Genomic DNA, 15074 nt, shown 5'->3' on the forward strand with positions numbered 1-15074 from the left:
TGGCTTGACGAAGTATGAACGGCTCCGGAGAATCCGTGCTTCGTTTTTAAACCGGGTACATTATGCAAGCATTGCTGGAACACTTTATTACTCAATCCACGGTCTATTCTCTGATAGCCGTTCTGCTGGTCGCCTTCCTCGAGTCGCTGGCGCTGGTAGGGCTTATCTTACCGGGAACGGTGATGATGGCCGGATTGGGGGCGCTGATCGGCAGCGGCGAGGTTAACTTCTGGCAGGCGTGGCTGGCGGGGATTATCGGCTGTTTGCTCGGCGACTGGATTTCATTCTGGCTTGGCTGGCGGTTTAAAAAGCCGCTGCATCGCTGGTCTTTTTTGAAGAAAAACAAAGCACTGCTGGATAAAACCGAACATGCGCTGCATCAGCACAGCATGTTTACGATTCTGATTGGCCGCTTCGTCGGGCCGACGCGCCCGCTGGTGCCGATGGTCGCCGGAATGCTCGATCTGCCGGTCGCGAAGTTCATCCCGCCGAATATCATCGGCTGCCTGCTGTGGCCGCCGCTCTACTTCTTACCGGGAATCCTTGCCGGGGCGGCCATTGATATCCCGGCCGATGAGAATAGCGCCAGCTTTAAGTGGCTGCTGCTGGGGGCGGCGCTGCTGGCGTGGCTGGCGGCGTGGCTATGCTGGCGGCTGTGGCGCAGCGCCAAAAGCGCCGGCGATCGTCTCACCCGTTTTCTGCCGCGTTCGCGCCTGCTGTTGCTCGCTCCGCTCATGGTGTGCGCCGCCGGCGCAGCGCTGGTGTTTGCCTTCCGTCATCCGCTGATGCCGGTCTATCTCGACATCCTGCATAAGGTTATTTTGCGCTAATTCCCAGCAGCGCCGAGGCGCTGCTGTTGCCGCTGAGCAGCGCGGCGGTCGCGCCATCCCAGGCAATGCGTCCCTCAGCCACGACCACCGACCGCGGCGCGATGCGCGCCGCATCTTCCACGCTGTGCGAGACCATCAGCAGCGTCAGCTGCCGCTGCCGGCAGACGTCGGCAACCAGCGTCAGCATCTCCAGCCTCAGCGCGGGATCGAGCGCCGAGAAGGGCTCATCCAGCAGCAGTACCGGCTGCTGGCGCACCAGACAGCGCGCCAGCGCCGCACGCTGGCGCTGGCCTCCGGAAAGCTCGCCCGGCAGCCGCTCTAACATCGCGTCAATCCCCATCTGCCCGGCAATCGCCTGCAGATGGGCGGATTGATCCGCGTTCAGCTTGAGCCCCGGGTGCATTCCCAGCGCAATGTTCTGGCGGATGGTGAGATGGTTGAACAGATTATTTTCCTGAAACAGCATTGATACCGGACGACGCGCGGGCGGCGTGTGGGTATGGGGCTGGCCGTCGAGCGCGATACTGCCGCTGGCGGGCGTTAAAAAACCGGCAATCAGGTTCAGCAGCGTACTTTTACCGGCCCCGCTCGGGCCAAGAACCGCGATGCGCTCACCGCGTTCGACGGAAAGCGTAAAACGCATCGGCAGATGCTGGTAAAGCCAGGTCACATCATTCAGTTTTAGCATCGCGTCCCGGAAGTTTTTCAATCACGCTAAAGAGTAAAAAGCACAGCAGCAGAAGCAGAAGGGCGGTCACGGCGCCGTCCTGGCTACGGTAAGAACCAATTTGCTGATACAGATAAAACGGCAGCGTACGGAAATCTTCGTTGCCGAACAGCGCCACGACGCCGAAATCGCCAATCGACAGCACGCAGGCGAAGGCCAGCGCCTGGGCCAGCGGCCGCTTTAAAGCGCGAAGCTCGACCACCCGAAGGCGGGTGAAGCCGTGCATCCCCAGCGACTGGCAAAGGGTGCCGTAGCGGGCGGCGATATCGCGCATCGGATTTTCCAGTACCTTGAGCGCATAGGGGATTGCCATCAGCGCATTGGTGAAAATCACGATACCGTCGGCGGACTCGGGCAGGCCCACGCTGTTATTGAGCAACAGGAAGAAACCGGTGGCCAGCACGATGCCCGGCATGGCGAGGATCAGCATCCCGCTCAGCTCAAGCGCCTGACCGGCCAGAGGGTGACGGCGGGCGCGAAGCTCGCGGCTGCTCCAGAGCAGCATCATGGTAAGGATGACGCTTAAGAGCCCGGCGGCAAGGGCGATACGCAGAGACGTCCACAGCGCCTGCCATAGCGCCGGCTGATGCAGCACGCTCAGCAGATTGCTGTTCAGCCCGTCGCCTATCACCGCCAGCAGCGGCGGCAGCAGCAGTAAAAGCGCCGCGCCAATCAGCGCCGCGTCGCATAACCGGCTGTACAGCCGGTCGTCGGGATCGCGCCAGCCGCGAATATGGCTGGCCCCGATGGCGAGGGCTTTACTCAGGCGCTGGCTAAGCAGCACCAGCCCGAGGCAGCAGACCATCTGGATAAGCGCCAGCATCGCCGCGCGCGCCGGGTCGTAGTCGAAATTAAGGGCCTGGTAAATCGCCAGTTCGATGGTGGTCGCCCGCGGGCCGCCGCCCAGCGACAGCACGGTCGCAAAGCTGGCGAAACAGAGCATAAAGATCAGCGCCGCGACCGGTGGAATTTGCCGGCGCAGCCACGGCCACTCGACCAGCCGGAAGAAGACGTAGCCGCGCATGCCGAGCTGGGCGGCGATTTGCCGCTGTTCGCCGGGGATATTTTCCAGCGTCTGCAGCAGCAGGCGCGTGGCCATCGGCATATTAAAGAATACGTGCGCCAGCAGGATCCCCTGTAGCCCGTAGGGCGAGAATTCCCATTGCCAGCCAAAAACGTGGCATAGCTGGGCCAGCCAGCCCTGACGACCGTAGACGCTAAGAATGCCGAAGACCGCCACCAGTACCGGCAGAATTAAGGTCATCGCGCAAAGGCGCAGCAGCAGCGTGCGCCCGGGGAAGCGCCGCCGGTACAGGGCGCGGGCGAGGAATATCGCCGGTAGCACCGAAAAAAGCGCGGAAAGGAAGGCCTGCCAGAAGGAGAAACGCACCACGTGCCAGAGATAGCTGTCGCGGATAAGCGCGTTCCAGGAGGTCTCCGGGGCGCTGAACCATAGCGCCAGAAAGGCGGCCAGCGCCACGACGACCAGAACGATGGCCGCCGTGAGTCCCGGCAGGAGCCAGCCGAAAGCTAGCGGCTGACGGCGCGTTGCCATGCGCTAATCCAGTTCTGACGTTCGGCGGCCACCTGTTGCGGTGTGAATTCGAGGGTCGTTTGCGGTTTCATCAGCGCGTCAAAGCCTGCCGGAAGCGCAACCGTCGTCACCGGATACATCCAGTTGCCGGTGGGGATCGCGTTCTGGAAGCCCGGCGATACCATAAATTTAAGGAACTTTTCCGCCAGCTCCGGCTGTTTGCTGGCCGCGGTGCGGGCGGCTACCTCAACCTGCAGGTAGTGGCCTTCAGCGAAGTTTGCCGCGGCGTAGTTATCTTTTTTCTCTTCGATAATGTGGTAAGCCGGGGAGGTGGTGTAGCTCAGCACCAGATCGCTTTCGCCTTTCAGGAACAGGCCGTAGGCTTCGCTCCAGCCCTTGGTAACGGTAACGGTTTTCGCCGCCAGCTTCTGCCAGGCTTCCGGCGCTTTATCGCCGTAGACTTTTTGCATCCACAGCAGCAGGCCCAGGCCCGGCGTACTGGTGCGCGGATCTTCATAAATCACCCGCCATTTTTGCTCGCCCTCAACCAGCTCTTTCAGGCTTTTCGGCGGATTTTTCAGCTTGTTTTTATCGTAAACAAAGGCGAAGTAGCCGTAATCGAACGGCACGAAGGTGTCGTTGTCCCAGCCGCCGGGCACGCTGACCGCGCTGGCCGGGACGCCGCTTTTGGCGAACAGCTTGCTTTGCAAAGCGGCTTCCAGCAGGTTGTTATCCAGTCCCAGCACCACGTCGGCTTTGCTGTTTTTGCCTTCCATTCGCAGGCGGTTGAGCAGCGAGACGCCATCTTCCAGCGCCACGAACTTCAGCTCGCAGCCGCAGTCGGCTTCAAAGGCTTTTTTAACCGCCGGGCCCGGGCCCCAGTCGGCGGAGAACGAGTCGTAGGTATAAACGGTGAGCAGCGGTTTGGCAAAAACGGGCGCGGCGACCAGCGCCAGCAGGGGGAGTAATTTTTTCAACACTTTGCACCTCAGAAAAAGGGGTGGCAAAGGATTTTGAGAGGGCCTCAAATCCCTTCGCCGGCGTTATCCGGATCAGGTTCGACGGGTATTTTCTCAGCCCATACGCTTTATCTTCGGGCTGCTTCTGCGCTAACCGCGCGTTGAGGCAACTTGAATGAGATTGCGTATGTTTATTAGCACCCCGTTGAGAACGGCAGTTAGTGTAATGATTTTGTTTGCCAACGGAAAGCATTACGGCTCCGGCGGCGCGAACCACGCGGACTTAAAGTCAAACCAGCCGAGCGTGTTCATGCGTACGCCGCGCATGCTGCGCTGCCCCTGGATCATCAGCCAGTGGTGGATCAGCGGCACCACGGTTTGATTGGCCAACAGCTGCTGACTCCAGGTGGCCGGGTTCAGCTCGCCCGCGCGCCAGCGAGCGGCGTCATGTTCCCAGTCGATGGGGATACAGTTGCGAATCAGCGGAACTTCATACAGCCAGGCAAACAGGGAGAAATCGATCGGCAGCGTAAAGTTGGCGCTGTTGAGCCAAACGTCGCTGACCACCTCCCCGCGGTGCCACTCCTGATACTCCAGCTCCTGGATCTCCAGCTTAACCTGATGCTCGGCCAGCAGCGTTGCCATGATCCCGCCCATCACGCGATGCTCGACGTGATCCTGGTAGTAGGTCAGCCTGACCGTCTCAAGGCCGGCAGGCTTCTCGCAGGCGTGGCTGCGCGCATGATGCCAGCGGGGCAGCAGGCCATACGCCGGGAACCAGTTGCCCTGATAGTGCTCGCCGGCGTGATAGAGCAGGTTAGCGGGCTGGAACACATAGCTTAGCCACTGGCGTACCGCGCTGTTACCGCCCAGCGGGCTGCGGGCGTCGAACAGCAGGTAATAACACCCCTCTTCCAGGCGGCTTTCCACCGCTTTTTCGCTTTGCGTGGTGCCCTGTAACGTCAACCCGCCGTTGGGTTCTTCGCTGATTTCCGGCAGGACCCAGACGTTCACTTCATCGATCAGCGCCCGGTAGCCGAAATAGTCATCGAAGGCGTGAATTTTGAGCTGATTCTGGTTATTACGCACAACCGAGTAGGGCCCGGTCCCCACGGGGATACTGGAGAAATTCTCCATCGTTCGCCACTCATGCGGAAGGATCATGGCCGGGACCTGGCTTAACAACCACGGCAGCCAGCGGTCGGGCTGGCGGAGATGAATGTCGAGGGTCCATGCGGTGGGAGAGTCGATGCGCTCAATATGAGAGAACAGCGGCAGGGCGTTGCTGCGCTGCAGAGAGGTGATGACATCTTCCATCTCCAGCTCTCGTCCATGATGAAAATGAATCCCCGGACGCAGAAAAAAGCGCCAGTGGGTGGGGGCGATCTGCTGCCAATGGTGAGCAATATCGGCCTCCAGTTCCCCATTTTCCTCATTTACCCGCGTCAGGGCGCTAAAAATCTGCCGGGCAATATGCGTTTCCGAGCGGCGCAGCGCGCTGCCGGGCAGCAGATTTTTCATCGGCCGATAGTAGAGCACGCGCAGGATATGCCGGCCCTGACGAAAGCTGCGGCCTAAATGGGAAACCAGCATTTGCCGGACGGCGGCTTTATCGCCAACCAGCTGCACCAGCTGATCGATTCTGTCCTGATCCAGCAGATCTTCCGCCCTCTGCTGCTGCAGGGCGAGACCGGTATAGAGAAAAGAGAGGCGGGAGCGCTTGCCGCGCCCGGCCTCCGCCTCCCAGGTCAGCCAGCCGCGCGCTTCCATCATGTTGAGCAGGGTACGCATATGGCGGCGCGAGCAGCTTAGCATCTCTGCCAGCGCATTCAGCGTGGTCTCCTGCGACTTGCCATCGCAGCACTGCCACAGGCGGATGAACTGCTGTTGTAAACGACCGGAAGACATAAAAGGGGAACTCCTGATAAAAACTCAGCAATTTATTACTTCCTATATTAAGTCAATAATCAACGTCGATGAAGCGAGGAGGTGAATATGATGGGGTCAACCATGAAACAGTTCTACCAACGCTACTTTTCTGCGACGCAGGATGCGTCCTGGCTGGCCCGCCTGATGGCAGGAAGACAGCAGAAAATGCTCGGCGAACTGATGCAGTGGGGAGTTACGTCGCAGACCTCTGATCATTGACTTGCAGACATCATGTGTGACTGAGTATTGGTGTTATACTCGTCGTCTTTCAAGCTGCAGGTGCGTTGGCTGCGCCCGCTCGCCCAGGCCACATAGTTATCTATGTTTCCAGGGACTTACGTTCTGGCCGCCTGCCCGCAACTCGAAATCCATAGAGTATAGAATCACCCGCCAGCAGAATACTTCTGCTGGCTTTTTTCGTTTTCTTCGCGTGCTTAAGGATATTTCATGCTGTGGTTAATGACGATGGGGCGTCGTCTAAACGGCGTTTACGCCGCTTTTATGCTTGTCGCTTTCATGATGGGGATCGCCGGCGCGCTGCAGGCGCCGACGCTCAGCTTATTCCTCAGCCGCGAAGTGGGCGCGCAGCCGTTCTGGGTAGGACTGTTCTATACGGTTAACGCCATTGCCGGCATTCTGGTCAGCCTGGCGCTGGCTAAACGCTCCGACAGCCGGGGCGATCGCCGGCGGCTGATTATGTTTTGCTGCCTGATGGCGGTGGGAAACGCGCTGCTGTTCGCTTTTAATCGCCACTATCTGACGCTGATTACCTGCGGGGTTATGCTGGCCTCGGTGGCGAATGCCGCGATGCCGCAGCTTTTTGCCCTGGCGCGGGAATATGCCGATAGCTCGGCGCGCGAAGTGGTGATGTTCAGTTCGATAATGCGTGCGCAGCTTTCGCTGGCGTGGGTTATTGGTCCACCGCTGGCTTTTATGCTGGCGCTGAATTATGGCTTCACCACCATGTTTTCGATTGCCGCCGGGATCTTTGTTATAAGCCTGGCGCTGATCGCCGTCAAACTGCCCTCGGTCGCCCGCGTTGAGCAGCCTTCGGAAGGCGCTGACGTGCTGGTGCAGGCCGGAGGATGGCACGATAAAAACGTGCGGATGCTGTTCATCGCCTCCACGCTGATGTGGACCTGCAATACCATGTATATCATTGATATGCCTCTGTGGATCAGCAGCGATCTTGGCCTGCCGGACAGCCTCGCGGGGATTTTGATGGGCACCGCTGCCGGGCTGGAGATCCCGGCGATGATACTGGCGGGCTACTACGTTAAGCGCTGGGGCAAACGCAAGATGATGGTGACAGCGGTTGCGGCGGGCGTGCTTTTTTATATCGGTCTGATTCTGTTCCACGACCGCGTGGCGCTGCTGGTGCTACAGCTGTTTAATGCCGTATTTATCGGGATTGTTGCCGGGATTGGCATGCTGTGGTTTCAGGATCTGATGCCCGGACGGGCGGGCGCCGCGACGACGCTGTTTACCAACAGTATTTCCACCGGGGTGATTCTGGCGGGGGTGATTCAGGGCGCGCTGTCGCAAAGCTATGGTCACGCCAGCGTCTACTGGACGATTGCCGCAATTTCGCTGGTGACGCTGTTTATGACCAGCAGGGTGAAAGATATCTGAATCGCCACCCCTGTCCCGGCAGGATGCCGGGACAGGGGCTGGACAGGTTATTTCAACACGATCCTTTTAATATCGCCGATAATAAAAACATACGCGATAACGCCAACCAGCGCGGTTAAACCGATATAAATCAGCGCGTAGAAAAAATTACCGGTCATGGATATGATAACCCCAATAATTAATGGGGTAATAATTGATGCCATATTAGCACAGAAGTTGAAGATGCCGCCGGTCAATCCACCCATATTCTTAGGGGCAATGTCAGAAATAAGCGTCCAGCCGAGGCCAACCATACCCTGACCAAAAAATGCAATCGACATAATAATAATGACTGCGGTGTTGCTATCGACCCAGTTAGCAATGATGATGCAGCTCGACAGTAGCAGTCCGGAAATAATTGGCAGCTTTCTGCTAATATTTACTGAGTTGGTTTTCTTTATTATTTTATCGGATACCCAACCGCCGAAAAAGATACCAATAGCCGCGGCCAGGAACGGCCAGGAGGCGAAGAAACCCACGTGAAGCCAGGGGAGGTGGCGTTCGTTAGCCAGATAAGTCGGGAACCATGTCAGGAAGAAAACCAGCGTGGTGTTACCGGCAAATTGACCAAGGCTGGCGCCGATGATTTGCCGGCAGCACAGCAGACGTTTCGCATCATGCCAGTTGAAAGGGATGTTTTCATTGACGGATGTCGTATTTTCTACGCCGATATACTCCAGCTCTTCTTTATTTGCCGTTTTTGATTCATGTGGCTCGTGATAAAATTTCCACCATACAAAAGTAAATGCAATACCCAATCCACCGGTCAGGAAAAATAGCGTTCTCCAGCCATGATGCTCCAGAATTAAAAAAAGGAGCGGAGAGAATGCGGCCAGACCAATATATTCACCGACGGTGTAAGTCGCCGTTGCCCGGGCGCGTTCATGCTGCGGAAACCATTTACTGACGACACGGCTATTAACCGGGAAACAGGGGGCTTCGCTGATGCCTAAGCCTAAACGCAGCAGCAGCAGCGATTTTAGGCCGACAGAAAAGCTTTGCAGTAAGGTAAAGGTTGACCAGAAAAAAATAGAAAGCGCGTAGGTCAGCTTATTGCCGAAGCGATCGAGAAACATCCCGCCGGGAATTTGCGCCAGAGCGTAGGTCCAGGCGAAAGCGGAAAAAACGATCCCCATCATGGCCGGGTCAATATCTATTTCGCTCGTTAACTTGGGCGCAACAACACCTAAAATAGTCCGATCGAGATAATTTATCATCGTCCCTATCGATAGTAACATTAAAATTACAATTCGCGTTTTAGTTCGCTTTTGCGTGGCCGACAGCAAAATCGGCCGTTCCTGAGCATCGATCGTCCTCATAGTGATTTCCTTTAAAGTTTAAAATATTTTTGCATGAATTTATGCAGGCAAAAATATTCTATTTGACGTTGACGCTATCGATGATAAGTCACGCTTTGTTACGGCTTCTGTGACATGGCATAACAATATTTGATATGACCCCGATATTTCTCCTTTTCGGCTCATCATCGATAGCCTGTATGGTATATTAGGGGCATGAGTTTTATTCTTATATTATACGAGCAAAAATAATGAACCTAAAGCAACTTTATTATTTTAAGCGGCTGGCAGAAACCGAGCACTACACTGAAGCCGCCTCCAGTCTTTTTATCACTCAACCCTCGCTAAGCCACGCCATATCTGAACTGGAGAAAGAGCTTGGCGTGGCGCTATTTGCCAGGAAAGGGCGTAATGTCAAAATTACGCAGAATGGTAAGCGCTTTCTGCCCTACGTCGAAGATGCCCTGGCCTCATTAGAGAATGGCCGCATGACGTTGCAAAAAAATAGCGACGAGAACAAGGAGAATATTCGCATTGCGTTCATTTACACCATGGGCGAATATGTTGTTCCGCAGTTAATTAATAAATATTCCCTTTCACCATCTCGTCACAATGTGACATTTTCTTTTACTCAGGGAACGTCGTTAACGCTTCTGCAGGAACTGAAGGCCGGGAAAAGCGATCTGGCGATTTGTTCCTATATTGCGGATGAGCCTGATATCGACTTTATTCCTATTATTCAGCAGGAGCTGGTCGTGGTGACGGCAAAAGATCACCCTCTGGCCAGGCTCTATGAAAATGAAGTCGACCTGGTGGAGACTATCCACTATCCCTATATCTATTTTTCAGAAAATAGCGGGTTACGCCCCTTTATTGATAACGTGTTTATGCAGCAAAAGCTGGTGCCGGATATTGCCTGCTACGTTGATGAGGATACGGCGATGGCGGGGCTGGTCAGTATTGATTACGGTATTGCTATTATGCCGCGAATTTCCGCGCTCTCGTATTACAACGTGCATATCCTGACGATTAAAAATGCGATTCCTCCGCGTTATATCTATCTGGCAACGATGAAAGAGCGGGTACTTTCTCCGGCGATTCAGTCATTTAAAGATGTCATTATTAATGACAGCCAAAAAATCCGCTAGCAACATCGCCCGGAGGGTAACCCCCGGGCGATGTTTTATCAGGAAAGAATATCCATCAGTTCACGCAGTTGGGTAATGGCGATTTGCCCTGGCGCAGAAGCCTGGCCGACGGTACCGAAGGTCATTGCTGAACCGAACAAACGGCCGGTTACCCGGCTCACGCCACCGGATTTACCCATCGACATGGTGATTAACGGCCGAGTCGCGTACTTCTCTTTCATCGTCAGGGTTGCCGAGAGCAGGGTCAGGACATCCTGCGGCGACTGCGGCATAACCGCGATCTTCGGCAGGTCAGCGCCAAGATCCTGCATGCGGCGCAGGCGGTAGATGATATCTTCCTGAGCCGGCGTTTTATGGAAATCATGATTGCTCATGATAACTTTGACGCCCGCAGCGTGGGCATCGCTCACCAGCGAGCGAATTTGCGCTTCGTCGTTGAACAGCTCGATATCAATCACGTCGGTCAGACCGCTAACGGCCGCCTGGCGATTCAGCTCAAAATAGGCTTCGTCGCTGATTTCCGTTTCGCCACCCTCTTTTTTACTGCGGAAGGTGAACAGCAGCGGGATCTCTTTCAGCAGCTGGCGAATCTCGCCCAGCGCCAGCAGTACCTGCTCCGTTTCTCTGACCTGGGTGAAGTGATCGACGCGCCACTCGATAATATCGGCTCCGGCGGTAGCCAGCGCGCGCGCGTTAGTCTGCAGCTCGGCGAGCGTTTTGCCGATCAGCGGTACGCAGATTAAGGTTTCCCCTTCCTGGAAGGTGATGTTTTTTACTGTTACTGCTTGAGTCATGTTGGTATCCATTATTCTTTTTGTCATTGACCATCAGGCGGTTGCTGCAACCCGGGATGTTTTTGCAGCGGCGCGAACCTGAAGCTGACGATAACCGATGTACAGGGCGATCACAAAGCCGACGATCGCGATCAGAAGATCGAACCACATAATGCTGGCGATACCCATCTTCGACAGTTTTGCCGTGATCAGCGGGATCGTAAAGCTGGCCAGACTTCCTGCGGTATAAAAGATCCCGGTGGCTTTGCCTTTTCCGTTCGGGAAGCTCATGGCCATAATGGTCGCGCCTATCTGCAGCACGCCGCCGGCGGCGGCAAAGCCGATGACAAAGGCGAAGCCGGTCACTATCATCGGCGTAGGGAACAGGCAAACGATCAGCAGTGACATCATCGACAGGAAAGTGTAAACGATCATGGCGACGGCCGAGCTAAATACCTCTTTGACAAAGGCCGCGGTGACGAACACGCACGTCAGGGAACCGGCAGTATAGACGCTCAGGAGTTTAATGGCCGACTCGTGCGGGATGCCGGCAACGAACTCGCCGTACTGCGCTAACCACTGGCTGACCAGATAAAAAGTCGCCATACCGATATAGCCGTACAGGGTAAAGATGGCCATATCCAGCTTGCCGGCGTTCGCCTGCGGGGCAACGGCGGCGGCCGACGATTTTTCTGCGGTTTCCTTTTTCGCCCGATGGTCCGGGAAAGGCATTTTTATCAGGTAGATAGCGCTAATGATCATCAATACAGCGGCGATAATAAACGACCATCCGTACCACATATTCGCCCAAATCAGCGCACCGATAATGAACGGCAGCAGGAACTGCCCGGCAGAGACAAAGGCTTTGATCAGCACATTTGCCCGGCTGGCGGAGTTAGGGAAAGACTCCATCAACGCCGGATAGGTTCCGGAATCGAGGAAGCTGTTTGCCAGACCGGCCATAATGCCGAAGAAGTAGGCCATATAAATGTTTTTCGTCAGTAAAATACCGAGGAAAAACACCAGATAGCTGGCGATGCCGAGATAGATAAAAGGTTTACGGCCAAAACGGTCGGACAGGAATCCTGTGACGATCGTGGCGAGCTTACCGATCCCGAGCGACGAAATGACGATGGAGACGCCGGCAGCGTCGGTTCCCCACTGTTCCTGCAGATTTGCCATATTGAGGGTGATTAACAAAACCCCCATGCCGTGGATCAGGTAGTTAAGATAGAGCCCAGCCGCCGTTGGGACATATGGATTTTTCATCGCGCCCATCCTTAGAACAGGATATTTTTGACGTGTTCAACCGGCATTTCTTTGCCCGTCCAGATTTCAAAAGCGCGCGCGCCTTGCCAGAGCATCATCCCCAGACCGTTGATGGTGCGGCAGCCTTTTTTCTCGGCCACTTCCAGCAGATAAGTTTTGCGCGGGTTATAGACCACGTCAGAAACGATCAGATCCGGGCGCAGGAAGCTGTCATCAGGCAGCAGCATCTGGCCTTCAAACGGTTTCATACCCACGCCGGTGGCGTTGGTCAGAATGACGCTGCTGTCGATTTCCGCGCGCAGTTTGTCATGATCGTCCAGATCGAACAGGTGGATCTCGCAGTTGGTGTTGTTACGGATTTTGGCGACGGTCTGTTCTGCATTGGCGAAGAACTTATCTTTGCGGTTAAAGATGGAGATCGCTTTGACGCCATCGAGCGCGGCCTGAACGCAGAGCGCGGTTGCCGCGCCGCCTGCGCCCAGAACGGTCATTTTTTTGCCGATGATATCAATGCCCTCTTCTTTGAGCGCGCGCATATAGCCGGTGCCATCGGTAATGTGGCCGGTCAGTACGCCATTGTCGTTCACCACGGTATTCACCGCGCCAACCAGTTCTGCCGCCGGCGAGAGCTTGTCCAGATACTGGCAAATCTCCGTTTTGTTCGGCATGGAGACGTTACAGCCGCGCAGTTTTAACGCGCGAAAGCCCTGTACCACGTCTTTCAGCTCTTCGTTACCGACTTCGAACGCCAGGTAAACGTAGTCCAGCCCCAGATGAGCAAAAGCTTCGTTATGCATGGTTGGCGACATGCTGTGGCGAATCGGAGTCGCAATCAGGCCAATCAGCTCGGTATGTCCGGTAATACGTTCTGCCATGATAAAATCCTCAATATGTTAGAAATGGAATTTTTGTCGATTCGCGGTTGCCGAGAGCCCCCATATCTTCGAGGGTGTCCAGCACGTTGCGCCCTTCGCGCACGCCATCAATGATTCGCCGGGCCATCAGGCTGTCGCCGATGTTCATTATTTTTACGTTATTGGCTCTGGCCCATTGTTCAATCTCAGTGAGACCGGCGGTGTTGGCGCACATTCCCAGGCAGACGAAGCCGTAATCGAAAGGAATGTCGAAGGTGCCATCCGCATTTTTAACGGTGAAATGCTTCGGGGTGACGGCAACCAGCTGCGTGCGCATGTGCTGTTCCACGTGATGTTCATCCAGCATGGTCAACATGGCGTTTTTGGTAATGATGTCCAGATCGCGACCCGGCGCGTCCTGCATCTCGATAAGCACGGCGCTGGCACCGCGCGCGGAGAAGTACTCGATGACGTCCAGACCCACGGCGCCTGCGCCGACGACGGCGATGCGTTTACCTGTAGCATCGGCAAACTGGTCCAGATGATGAATCATGTTGGTAATGGAGAAGACGTTCCCGCCTTCGACATCGATGTTCTCGCGCAGTCCTTCAATGGGCGGCAGCAGGGGCACTGAACCGGTGGCGTTGACGATTAAATCCGGGCGAAGAGCGGAAACGGACGCCACGGTGGCGCGTCTGCCGACCTGCAGCATCAGGTTATCGAGCGAGGTGATACGGTTTTTCATAAACTGCGGAAAATCAGCGATACGCTTTTTCTCCGGCAGCAGGGAGATCTCGCTGGCCAGTCCGCCGATGCTATGCTTCTCTTCCAGCAGCCAGGTATGGCAGCCGACTTCAGCCGCGGTGCAGGCCGCTTCCATTCCCGCCGTACCCGCGCCGATGACCACGACGTTGGTATCGCGGATCACGCGCTGCTGCTTATACGCGTCGCCGTGGATGATATCCGGGTTGATCGAGCAGCGAAGAGGGCGGGAGCGGGCGATGCGGTGATCCGCGCAGCCAATGTTGCAGGAGATGCATTTCCGCATCAAACGTTCGTTGCCGCTTTGAACTTTTTGCACCCACTCCGGCTCGGCGATCAGGCCGCGGCCAATGGCAATCAGGTCGGCATCGCCGCTGGCGATAATATCTTCGGCGACTTTCGGGGTACGGATGTTGCCGGCAATCACCGTGGGCTTGTGGAATTTGTCGCGTACCGCGCGAGAGAGATAGCGCTTCCAGCCATCTTCCAGAGACATCTGGTCAATCTGGAAATTGAGGTTGTCGTTTTGCGCGGCGGAGACGTTGATAATATCCACTTTTTCCTGGCACAGTTCGAGGATCTGCAAGGAGTCTTCGAGCGTATTTCCACCTTTCAGAAAGTCATCGGCGCTAATACGCAGGCTGACCGGAAAACGCGGGCCTACGCAGGCCCGTACCTTATCGACGATTAGGGTTAATATTCTGGCGCGATTCTCTACGCTGCCGCCAAATTCATCGGTGCGCTTATTAAACAGCGGTGATAAAAACTGGCTAATTAAATAAGAGTGGCCGGCGTGAATTTCCACGCAGTCGAATCCAGCGCGGCGAACGCGCTCCGCCGCGTCACCAAATTTATCGACGGCATGATATATCTCATCGTGCGTCATCGGGCGGGGGATATTCCCGTTCTTTTTGGACGGCGTGCTGGAAGAAGACAGCGGCATTTCGCCGTTCAGGCGATACGCATAGGCCGACGCGCCGGCGTGGTTTAATTGAATACTGACGCAGGCGCCGTGTTTATGTAAGGTTTCGGTTAATTTGAACAGGCGCGGAATATATTGATCGTTATCGATACGCAGCTGCGTAGTGCCGTTAGAGGCGAAAGGAAAATCGATGCAAATATTCTCGATAGTGATGAGTCCTGTGCCGCCCCGCGCGCGTAGCTCATAGTAGTCAATCTGCTCCTGCGTGACTTCCCCGTTCAGGCTCGCCAGGTTAGTGCCCATTGGCGGCATGATGATGCGGTTTTTTATTGTCATTCCGTTAATGGTCAACGGGGAAAAAAGATGGGGATAGTGGCTCATATGCTCTCTCCACTGGA

Annotated in this window: 13 protein-coding genes and 1 riboswitch; of the genes, 4 read left to right on the plus strand and 9 right to left on the minus strand. The window is 55.7% G+C overall.

Annotated elements, in window-relative coordinates:
* The first annotated feature begins 62 nt into the window (after positions 1–62).
* Positions 63–830 carry a DedA family protein gene (locus ABLU67_RS07440; protein WP_348852233.1) on the plus strand — a complete coding sequence of 256 codons (768 nt, stop codon included), beginning with the start codon at positions 63–65 and terminating at the stop codon, positions 828–830.
* Here the strand turns inward: ABLU67_RS07440 and thiQ are convergent.
* The 4 genes from thiQ to sgrR form a co-directional block, all read right to left on the minus strand.
* Entirely contained in the window at positions 817–1518 is a 702-nt protein-coding gene (thiQ, locus tag ABLU67_RS07445; protein ID WP_014837394.1) for a thiamine ABC transporter ATP-binding protein ThiQ, read from the minus strand. The two genes, ABLU67_RS07440 and thiQ, sit on opposite strands and share 14 nt — an antisense overlap.
* A complete protein-coding gene (gene thiP / locus ABLU67_RS07450; protein ID WP_014837395.1) occupies positions 1502–3112 on the minus strand; it encodes a thiamine/thiamine pyrophosphate ABC transporter permease ThiP in 1611 nt (536 codons plus the stop codon). The genes thiQ and thiP overlap by 17 nt, the downstream gene beginning before the upstream one ends.
* The gene (gene thiB / locus ABLU67_RS07455) at positions 3088–4071 is read right to left on the minus strand and encodes a thiamine ABC transporter substrate binding subunit (protein ID WP_201993113.1); all 984 of its coding nucleotides are present in this window, start codon (positions 4069–4071) and stop codon (positions 3088–3090) included. Before thiB ends, thiP begins: the two co-directional genes overlap by 25 nt.
* 31 nt (positions 4072–4102) lie before the next feature.
* A riboswitch (TPP riboswitch) is annotated at positions 4103–4265 on the minus strand.
* 37 nt (positions 4266–4302) lie between these two features.
* Entirely contained in the window at positions 4303–5958 is a 1656-nt protein-coding gene (gene sgrR, locus ABLU67_RS07460) for an HTH-type transcriptional regulator SgrR (protein WP_025106480.1), read from the minus strand.
* Between the two features lie 87 nt (positions 5959–6045).
* Here sgrR and sgrT point away from each other — a divergent pair, with 87 nt between their 5' ends.
* Positions 6046–6198: a glucose uptake inhibitor SgrT gene (gene sgrT, locus ABLU67_RS07465; RefSeq protein ID WP_004098552.1), complete on the plus strand. Its 153-nt coding sequence runs from the start codon at positions 6046–6048 to the stop codon at positions 6196–6198.
* A 228-nt stretch (positions 6199–6426) separates the two neighbouring features.
* Positions 6427–7611, plus strand: coding sequence for a sugar efflux transporter (locus ABLU67_RS07470; RefSeq protein WP_009654594.1), 1185 nt, complete (start codon positions 6427–6429; stop codon positions 7609–7611).
* Positions 7612–7658: 47 nt separating this feature from the next.
* Here the strand turns inward: ABLU67_RS07470 and ABLU67_RS07475 are convergent, their stop codons facing one another.
* Complete coding sequence (locus ABLU67_RS07475) at positions 7659–8969, minus strand: MFS transporter (protein WP_187228512.1); 1311 nt, start codon at positions 8967–8969, stop codon at positions 7659–7661.
* 230 nt (positions 8970–9199) lie between these two features.
* Here ABLU67_RS07475 and ABLU67_RS07480 point away from each other — a divergent pair, with 230 nt between their 5' ends.
* Positions 9200–10096 (plus strand): LysR family transcriptional regulator, encoded by an 897-nt coding sequence (locus ABLU67_RS07480; RefSeq protein ID WP_014227908.1) that lies wholly within the window; start codon positions 9200–9202, stop codon positions 10094–10096.
* A 38-nt stretch (positions 10097–10134) separates the two neighbouring features.
* Here ABLU67_RS07480 and aroD read toward each other — a convergent pair whose 3' ends face one another.
* From aroD to ABLU67_RS07500, 4 genes are read right to left on the minus strand one after another with little or no spacing between them, the layout of a single operon-like run.
* Entirely contained in the window at positions 10135–10890 is a 756-nt protein-coding gene (gene aroD / locus ABLU67_RS07485) for a type I 3-dehydroquinate dehydratase (protein ID WP_014837399.1), read from the minus strand.
* Between the two features lie 33 nt (positions 10891–10923).
* A complete protein-coding gene (locus ABLU67_RS07490; protein ID WP_109240688.1) occupies positions 10924–12138 on the minus strand; it encodes an MFS transporter in 1215 nt (404 codons plus the stop codon).
* Between the two features lie 11 nt (positions 12139–12149).
* Positions 12150–13013, minus strand: coding sequence for a shikimate dehydrogenase (locus tag ABLU67_RS07495; RefSeq protein WP_004108154.1), 864 nt, complete (start codon positions 13011–13013; stop codon positions 12150–12152).
* Positions 13014–13023: 10 nt separating this feature from the next.
* A complete protein-coding gene (locus ABLU67_RS07500) occupies positions 13024–15057 on the minus strand; it encodes an FAD-dependent oxidoreductase (protein ID WP_348852234.1) in 2034 nt (677 codons plus the stop codon).
* Positions 15058–15074 lie beyond the last annotated feature (17 nt).

The organism is Klebsiella sp. GN_Kp190 (assembly GCF_040061795.1).
Taxonomy (GTDB): Bacteria; Pseudomonadota; Gammaproteobacteria; order Enterobacterales; family Enterobacteriaceae; genus Klebsiella; species Klebsiella michiganensis.

Coding starts and splice junctions, on each gene's coding strand:
- ABLU67_RS07440 (WP_348852233.1), top strand. CDS start 63: ATGCAAGCATTGCTGGAACACTTTATTACTCAATCCACGGTCTATTCT.
- thiQ (WP_014837394.1), bottom strand. CDS start 1,518: ATGCTAAAACTGAATGATGTGACCTGGCTTTACCAGCATCTGCCGATG.
- thiP (WP_014837395.1), bottom strand. CDS start 3,112: ATGGCAACGCGCCGTCAGCCGCTAGCTTTCGGCTGGCTCCTGCCGGGA.
- sgrR (WP_025106480.1), bottom strand. CDS start 5,958: ATGTCTTCCGGTCGTTTACAACAGCAGTTCATCCGCCTGTGGCAGTGC.
- sgrT (WP_004098552.1), top strand. CDS start 6,046: ATGATGGGGTCAACCATGAAACAGTTCTACCAACGCTACTTTTCTGCG.
- ABLU67_RS07470 (WP_009654594.1), top strand. CDS start 6,427: ATGCTGTGGTTAATGACGATGGGGCGTCGTCTAAACGGCGTTTACGCC.
- ABLU67_RS07475 (WP_187228512.1), bottom strand. CDS start 8,969: ATGAGGACGATCGATGCTCAGGAACGGCCGATTTTGCTGTCGGCCACG.
- ABLU67_RS07480 (WP_014227908.1), top strand. CDS start 9,200: ATGAACCTAAAGCAACTTTATTATTTTAAGCGGCTGGCAGAAACCGAG.
- aroD (WP_014837399.1), bottom strand. CDS start 10,890: ATGACTCAAGCAGTAACAGTAAAAAACATCACCTTCCAGGAAGGGGAA.
- ABLU67_RS07490 (WP_109240688.1), bottom strand. CDS start 12,138: ATGAAAAATCCATATGTCCCAACGGCGGCTGGGCTCTATCTTAACTAC.
- ABLU67_RS07495 (WP_004108154.1), bottom strand. CDS start 13,013: ATGGCAGAACGTATTACCGGACATACCGAGCTGATTGGCCTGATTGCG.
- ABLU67_RS07500 (WP_348852234.1), bottom strand. CDS start 15,057: ATGAGCCACTATCCCCATCTTTTTTCCCCGTTGACCATTAACGGAATG.